Raw genomic sequence first — 7,025 nt, 5'->3', positions numbered from 1 at the left:
AGACCCCAGCCAACCGGCTAAACCAGCTGCTACAAGCGGCCTAACCCCCAGCGTTGCTCCCACCAATTGACTTTGCCCGCGGAACATTGGCATTAACTGTCACTTCGCGGGGGCGAGGGAGAGCTCCTTTTCCAACCGCTCCATGGCCTCGGGAAAGCCGGCGACGTCAATAGTGCCCCGTGTTGTGTCCAGCTGGATCGAGCGGACACCCCGGCCAAGCCAGCGCGCATCATTCGGATATGGGTCCCATGAATAGGGCTCGGCCCTCCCGCTGACGAGGAAAGTGAAGAGCTTTTCTTGCGACGAATTGTTCGGATCCGTTCTGACAAAGTCCACAGCCGGAGTCCGGAAGGACACCAGCCCGCGCTCCCAGCCCATCCTTCGGCCGTTTTGCTGTGGCTCATGGCAGCGGATCCAACACTCCAAGTTTCCGCGTCGCAGCAACCGATGGAAGCGTAGCTCTGCGAAGACAGCGTCCAAGTACAGAACGGCATAAGAAGCAAAGACGCCAACAACAGCAGAGACGACTGCCCAGTACAGCGGCTCCCCAGTGATCACAAGCATCACCGTGAAGACTGTCACGGCGGCAAGGTTCATCACCGTCGCGGCTGTCCGCTTGAAACGCAAAGACCTCACTTTAGCCATGCGGACACTCTAAGTGTCCGCAGGTTGGTTCCCACGCCCGTATGACAGTTAATGCCAATGTTCGCGCGGAACACTGGCATTAACTGTCACTTCGCGGGGGGCGGGGCCTACCTCGCCGACCAACCGCCGTCCATGGTGTAGCTCGCGCCGGTGACCATACCGGCGTCGTCGGAGGCCATCCAAGCTGCCAACGACGCAACTTCCTCCGGCTCCACCAACCGCTTCACCGCCGACTCCGTGAGCATCACCTTGGCCAGGACTTCGGCCTCGGGGATGCCATGGAGCCGGGCCTGGTCCGCGATCTGCTTCTCAACAAGGGGCGTGCGGACGTAGCCGGGGTTGATGCAGTTGGACGTGACACCGTGCTCGCCGCCTTCCAAAGCAGTGACCTTGCTGAGTCCCTCAAGGCCGTGCTTGGCGGACACGTACGCGCTCTTGTAGGCCGAGGCCCGGAGCCCGTGGACCGAGGAGATGTTGATGATCCGCCCGAAGTTGTTGGCGTACATGTGCGGGAGGGCGGCACGGATCAGGAGGAACGGCGCCTCCAGCATCAGGGCCAGGATCCGTCGGAACTCGGCTGGTTCGAACTCCTCGATCGGCGCGACCTTTTGGATCCCGGCGTTGTTGACCAGGATGTCGCAGTCAAGGCTCAGTGCGGCCAACGCCTCAGTATCCAGCAGGTCCACCGTCCAGGCCGTGCCGCCCAGCTCGTCGGCAAGGGCCGCAGCTCCGGAGGCATCGACGTCGGCCACTACTACCTTCGCGCCGCGTGCGGCGAGCGCACGGGCACAGGCAGCCCCGATACCGCTCGCGCCTCCGGTTATCAGCGCTTTGCGTCCGTTCAAGGAGTTGTCCATCAGATCAGCCCTTCGAGGTAGCGGGTGCGGTGGTGAGTCCGTGCCTTACTGCGTCGGCCTCGTCCACCTCCTGGAGTGCGATGCCCTTGGTTTCCTTGAGTGAAATAACCGCGACGGCGGTAATCGCGCAGGCGACCACGAGGTAGATCGCTGTGGGAACCCATGAGCCGGTGTCCTTGAGCCACTGGGTTGCCAGCAGCGGAGCGAGTGATCCGGCGAAGATGGACGTGACCTGCGAGCCCAGTGAGACGCCGGAGTAGCGCATGCGGGTGGGGAAGAGCTCGGACATGATCGCCGGCTGACCGGCGTACATGAAGGCGTGCAGGCAGAGGCCGATGGTCACGGCGAGCACGATGATCACGGCGTTCTTGGTGTCGAACATGGGGAAGGCGAAGAACGGCCAGGTTGCACCGGTGATGGCGCCGATGAGGTACACGGGCTTGCGGCCCCACGAATCAACAAGCCGGCCGACCTGCGGAATGACCAGGAAGTGGATGACGTGGGCGATCAGGAGTGCCAGCAGGAGCGAGGACGTGTCGTACTTGTGGACGCTCTTGAGGTAGACGATCGCGAAGCTCACCACAAGGTAGTACATGATGTTCTCCGCGAAACGGAGTCCCATGGCCTGCAGGATGCCCTTGGGGTACTTGCGGATGACCTCGCCGACGCCGTAGCTGATGGCCTTGGACTCTTCCACCTGTGCCTTGGCTTCGAGGAAAATCGGAGCTTCGGTGACGTGGGTTCGGATGTAGTAGCCAACGAACACGATCACCGCGGAGAGCCAGAATGCAACGCGCCAGCCCCAGCCGAGGAACGCTTCGCTGCTCAGGGTGGTGGACATAACGAACAGGACCAGTGTGGCCAGGAGGTTGCCCACCGGCACAGCGGCCTGCGGCCACGAGGACCAGAAACCACGCGACTTGTTGGGGCTGTGCTCAGCTACCAGCAACACAGCGCCACCCCACTCGCCGCCGAGCGCGAAGCCCTGGATGAAGCGCAGTGCCACCAGCATGGCCGGCGCCCAGTACCCGATGTCCATGAAGCCGGGGAGGCAGCCCATCAGGAACGTCGAGACGCCCACGATCACGATGGTCAGCTGCAGCGTCGGTTTGCGGCCGAGCTTGTCGCCGATCTGGCCGAACACGATGCCACCCAGCGGCCGCGCGACGAAACCCACGGCGTAGGTGATGAAGGCCTGGATGATGCCGTCCAGTTCGTTGCCGGTGCTCGGGAAGAAGTACTTGCCGAAAACCAGCGTGGCGGCTGTGGCGTACAGGAAGAACTCGTACCATTCCACGACGGTGCCCACCATCGAGGCCGCGACGATCTTCTTCAGGCCGGAGCCTTTGCCGGCGTCTTTCCCTGCTCTTGATGCGGAGCGCTGCTCTACGCTCATATCCATCTCCTCAGTGTCCTCTTTGACCCTTTTGAACGTGATGTGATCCATAACACGAAATGCTCCACTGAGTATTGCCGCAGATTTGTTATGCCTCAATGACCAAAGAGGCACCATGTGTGTGCAAAATTGCAGATATGAAGCCGAACCCCGACGACCTCCTCATCTTCCTTGCCGTCTCACGTTCAGGGAAGTTCACGACGGCGGCACAAGCCTTGGGGCTGAACCACACCACCGTTTCGCGCAGGATAGCGGCGCTGGAGAAGGCATTGGGCGGCAGGATCCTGGCGCGTGCGGCCGGCGGATGGGAGGTGACGGAGTTGGGCGCCGAAGCGGTTCTGGTGGCGGAGCGGATCGAAGCTGCGGTGGGTGCGCTGGGACCCAGCGACCGCGCACCCGACCCCATTACCGGCGTCGTACGCATGACCGCGACGGATGGTTTCAGCGCCTATATCGCGGCACCAGCGGTGGCCCGGCTGCGGCGCTCGCACCCTGGTCTCAGCGTGGAGATTGTGACGGTGACGCGTCGGGCGTTGCAGCAGCGCTCGGGCCTGGACATCGAGGTGGTGGTCGGGACGCCGCAAGTGCACCGGGCTGAAGCGATCAGGCTTGGCGAGTACCGGCTGGGAATGTACGCCTCCCGTGCCTATCTGAAAGACAACGGGACGCCTTCCAGCATCGAGGAACTGACGCAACACCAGCTGGTGTACTTCGTGGATTCCATGCTTCAGGTGGATGACCTGGACGCTCCCCGGAGGCTGGTTCCGACCATGCGCGACGGGCTGAGTTCAACGAACGTCTTTGTCCACGTCGAAGCAACCAGGGCCGGCGCCGGGGTGGGGTTCCTGCCGTGCTTCATGGCTGACCGGCACGCGGATCTGGTCAGGTTGCTGCCATCGGACTTCGCGGAGCTGCTCCCCTACTGGATGGTCCTCCGCCCGGACTCCATGCGCCGCCCCGCGGTAGCCGCCGTCGTGCAGGCTTTGCGGGAGGAGACGGAGAGCCGTCGGGAGGAGCTGCTGGGGGCGGGATGAGTCTCCGAGGTGGCAGTTAATGGCAATGTTTTCGCAAAACACTGTCATTAACTGCCACTTCGCGGGTCGGGGGAATCAGGACCCAAGCGGGATCACCAGTGGAGTGTGGCTCACGGGGTCGTCGATCACGAGGCACGGCAGGCCGAAAACGTGCTCCACCAGCTCGGCTGTCACTACATCGGCGGGCCGTCCCTCGGCAACCACGGCGCCGTCCTTCATGGCGATGAGGTGGGTTGCGTAGCGGCAGGCGTGATGGAGGTCGTGAAGGACAGCTACCAGGGTGTTGCCTTCCCCGTTCAACCGCCGGAACAGTTCCAGGAGCTCGATCTGGTGCGCGATGTCCAGGAACGTGGTGGGTTCGTCCAGCAGGAGTAACGGGGTTTGCTGGGCCAGGACCATGGCCACCCACACGCGTTGCCGCTGCCCGCCGGAGAGTTCGTCCACCAAACGCCCGGACAGTCCTACAACATTCGTCGCTTCCAACGCCTGAACCACCGCGGCCTCGTCAGCTTCGGACCACTGGCGCAGCAGCTTCTGGTGCGGGTACCGGCCACGGGCTACGAGGTCCGCCACGGTGATTCCATCGGGCGCAATGGAGGCCTGCGGCAACAAACCGAGGCGGCGCGCGACTTCCTTGGCCCCATAGGAGGAGATGCTCTTGCCATCCAAAAGCACCGACCCGGACGTCGGCTCCAGCAGCCGGGACAACGCCCGCAGCAACGTCGACTTACCGCAGGCATTCGGGCCCACGATCACCGTGAACCCGCCGTCCGGAATCCGCACGTCAAGCGCCTCGGACACCGGGCGTCCCGCGTAGCCGAGACTCACGCTCTCGGCGCTGAGGCGCGAAGCGAAGGGGCGGGCACCCGGCGCAAAACCAGAAACGGGATCAACCAACACATCAGTCACAACAGACTCCTTCAATTCTTCGCTCATTGCCGCTTCACCTCACGGGCAAGGAGCCACACGAGGTAGCAGCCGCCGATGCTGACAGTCACCACGCCTACCGGCAATTGCGTGGGCGCAAAAAGGTTCTGCGCCGCGATGTCGCTGGCCACCAACAGGAAAGCGCCCATGGCAGCCGACGGGACCAGGCCCACAGAGGCCGAGCGGGTGAGACGACGCGCGAGTTGCGGTGCTGCCAGCGATACAAAGGCGATTGGCCCCGCGGCGGCGGTGACCATCGCCGTCAAAGCCACGCCAACCACTGCCAGAACCAGCCGCGAGCCTTCCAGCCGAACACCCAAGGCGCGGGCGGCGTCGTCGCCCATTTCCAACAGGCCCAGCCGCCTGCCGTAGAAAGACAGCACCACCAGCAGCGCCCCGAACACGATCATCACCGGCAACACCTGGTCCCAGGTGATCTTGTTCAAGGAACCTGCACCCCAGACGGCTGCCGACATTGCCTGCTCCAGCGAGGCTTTGAGAATGAGCCAGGTATTTACCGAGGCCAACATGGCGCTCACAGCGATGCCCGCGATGATGAGTCGGAACCCCTGGATGCCCTTCTTGTAAGCGAACACGTACACCAGCGCGGCAGTCACCAGACCACCCACCAGAGCACCGGCCGACACCGCAAAGTAGCCGCCACCCATCAGCAGGATGACCACCAGCGCGCCCGTATAGGCGCCCGTGTTGAAGCCGATCACATCGGGGCTTCCCAGCGCGTTGCGGGTCAGCGACTGGAAGATTGCCCCGCTGACCCCCATGGCCGCCCCCAATAGCAGGGCCAGGAGGACACGGGGCAATCTCCACTCCACCACCACCATGTGCACGGCGCCGCTGGACTGGCCCAGCAGCGCCGACACAACGTCCGGCACCGCAACGCTGAACTCACCCAGGCCAAGGGCGACGACGGCGAGCGCCAGGGCGGCGGTAAGCAGGACGGCGGTGACAACCAAGGTCCGGACGTCGAGGCGAAGGGAGACGCGTCCGCCAAAGCGGCGGATGGCGATGGTCCGCCGGCCGAAGTCGACGGACGTCGCCTTCTCAAGGGGAAACGCCTGGTCAAGGGATGTCACAGGGTGCTCACTTTCCGGCGCCGGATGAGCCAGATGAGGACGGGAGCGCCCACGAAAGCAGTAATGATTCCCACCTGCATTTCGCCGGGCCGGAGGACCAGCCTGCCAAGAATGTCGGACACCAGCAGCAGCACGGGCGAGAGCACCAAAGTGTAGGCCAGGATCCAGCGTTGGTCCGGACCAACGATCCAGCGGGCGACGTGTGGCACCATGAGCCCCACGAAGCCGATAGGTCCGGCGGCAGCGGTGGCGGCTCCGCAGAGTAGCGTGACCGCGATGATGGTCCAGATCCGGGTGCGCACGATGTTGGCACCGAGGGATCTGGCGGTGTCATCGCCCATGGCCACAGCGTTGAGGGGACGGGCCATGCACAGCGCTATCAGCGTTCCCAGCAGGATGAACGGCGCCACGGAAGCCAATACTTCCCACGTGCGATTGCTCAACGTTCCTGCACTCCAACTGCGCATACTGTCGAACACGGCCGGACGCAGGAGCGTGATGCCGGACGAAATGCCTCCGAGGACCGCGCCCAGGGCAACCCCGGCAAGGGTGAGGCGGAGCGGAGTGGTCCCACCCCTTCCCCGCGAACCGATGAAGTACACGGCCACCGTGGCAACGACCGCGCCAAGGAAGGAGAACCAGATGTACTGCTGGATGCTGGTGACGCCGAAGAGCGCTACCCCGAGGACCACGAAGAAGCCGGCGCCCGCGTTGACGCCCAGGATGCCGGGGTCCGCCAAGGGGTTGCGCGTCAGGGCCTGGATCAGCGCGCCGGACAGGCCCAGGGCCACGCCCACCAGCACGCCGGTGACCGTCCGGGGCAGGCGAAGGTCGTGGATAATCACGTGTTCCGGCGAGCCGTCGTACGCGGTGATGGCGGGCCATAGACTCCCCGGGTCCACGTCTTTGGATCCCACCACAAGGCTCAGCCACAGGACCAGCGCCAGTGCACCGACTGCGGAAAGCAGCCCCAGGAGCCGATGCCTGTTCACAGCCGCCAAGGCCGCCGGCCGCAACGTGCCCGCTGAAACCGGCGCGGTTTCAGCGGGGGCTGATCGCAACTCCATGGTCC

7 protein-coding genes are annotated in these 7,025 nt (G+C 64.0%); 1 reads left to right on the top strand and 6 read right to left on the bottom strand.

The genetic code is table 11. The annotated features are described in order from the left end of the window. Positions 1–99 precede the first annotated feature (99 nt). From PV760_RS17520 to PV760_RS17510, 3 genes are all read right to left on the bottom strand, one after another. On the bottom strand, positions 100–645 hold the full coding sequence (locus tag PV760_RS17520) for a hypothetical protein (protein WP_354628340.1): 546 nt from the start codon (positions 643–645) through the stop codon (positions 100–102). 107 nt (positions 646–752) lie between these two features. Then, positions 753–1,502 carry a 3-hydroxybutyrate dehydrogenase gene (locus tag PV760_RS17515; RefSeq protein ID WP_018780360.1) on the bottom strand — a complete coding sequence of 250 codons (750 nt, stop codon included), beginning with the start codon at positions 1,500–1,502 and terminating at the stop codon, positions 753–755. Between the two features lie 4 nt (positions 1,503–1,506). Continuing rightward, entirely contained in the window at positions 1,507–2,898 is a 1,392-nt protein-coding gene (locus tag PV760_RS17510; protein WP_026267518.1) for an MFS transporter, read from the bottom strand. A gap of 137 nt (positions 2,899–3,035) precedes the next feature. On the opposite strand from PV760_RS17510, the gene PV760_RS17505 reads away from it, so the two are divergent. Then, positions 3,036–3,932, top strand: coding sequence for a LysR family transcriptional regulator (locus tag PV760_RS17505; protein WP_193590748.1), 897 nt, complete (start codon positions 3,036–3,038; stop codon positions 3,930–3,932). A 75-nt stretch (positions 3,933–4,007) separates the two neighbouring features. Here the strand turns inward: PV760_RS17505 and PV760_RS17500 are convergent, their stop codons facing one another. Genes PV760_RS17500 through PV760_RS17490 form a run of 3 tightly spaced genes read right to left on the bottom strand, consistent with a single transcriptional unit; the run spans position 4,008 to position 7,020 of the window. Then, complete coding sequence (locus PV760_RS17500) at positions 4,008–4,868, bottom strand: ABC transporter ATP-binding protein (RefSeq protein WP_354628339.1); 861 nt, start codon at positions 4,866–4,868, stop codon at positions 4,008–4,010. Next, positions 4,865–5,953, bottom strand: a complete 1,089-nt coding sequence (locus PV760_RS17495) for a FecCD family ABC transporter permease (protein WP_018778869.1) — start codon at positions 5,951–5,953, stop codon at positions 4,865–4,867. Before PV760_RS17495 ends, PV760_RS17500 begins: the two co-directional genes overlap by 4 nt. Further along, positions 5,950–7,020, bottom strand: a complete 1,071-nt coding sequence (locus PV760_RS17490) for a Fe(3+)-siderophore ABC transporter permease (protein ID WP_179128484.1) — start codon at positions 7,018–7,020, stop codon at positions 5,950–5,952. Before PV760_RS17490 ends, PV760_RS17495 begins: the two co-directional genes overlap by 4 nt. Positions 7,021–7,025: the final 5 nt, after the last annotated feature.

The organism is Paenarthrobacter sp. CC6, from assembly GCF_040560085.1.
GTDB lineage: Bacteria > Actinomycetota > Actinomycetes > Actinomycetales > Micrococcaceae > Arthrobacter > Arthrobacter nicotinovorans.
The sequence above is the reverse complement of the archived record's forward strand: the minus strand, read 5'-3'. Positions and strand labels throughout refer to the sequence as shown.

Excerpts from the sequence above, each read along its gene's own strand:
- PV760_RS17520 (WP_354628340.1), bottom strand. The coding sequence starts at position 645 with ATGGCTAAAGTGAGGTCTTTGCGTTTCAAGCGGACAGCCGCGACGGTG.
- PV760_RS17515 (WP_018780360.1), bottom strand. The coding sequence starts at position 1,502 with ATGGACAACTCCTTGAACGGACGCAAAGCGCTGATAACCGGAGGCGCG.
- PV760_RS17510 (WP_026267518.1), bottom strand. The coding sequence starts at position 2,898 with ATGAGCGTAGAGCAGCGCTCCGCATCAAGAGCAGGGAAAGACGCCGGC.
- PV760_RS17505 (WP_193590748.1), top strand. The coding sequence starts at position 3,036 with ATGAAGCCGAACCCCGACGACCTCCTCATCTTCCTTGCCGTCTCACGT.
- PV760_RS17500 (WP_354628339.1), bottom strand. The coding sequence starts at position 4,868 with ATGAGCGAAGAATTGAAGGAGTCTGTTGTGACTGATGTGTTGGTTGAT.
- PV760_RS17490 (WP_179128484.1), bottom strand. The coding sequence starts at position 7,020 with ATGGAGTTGCGATCAGCCCCCGCTGAAACCGCGCCGGTTTCAGCGGGC.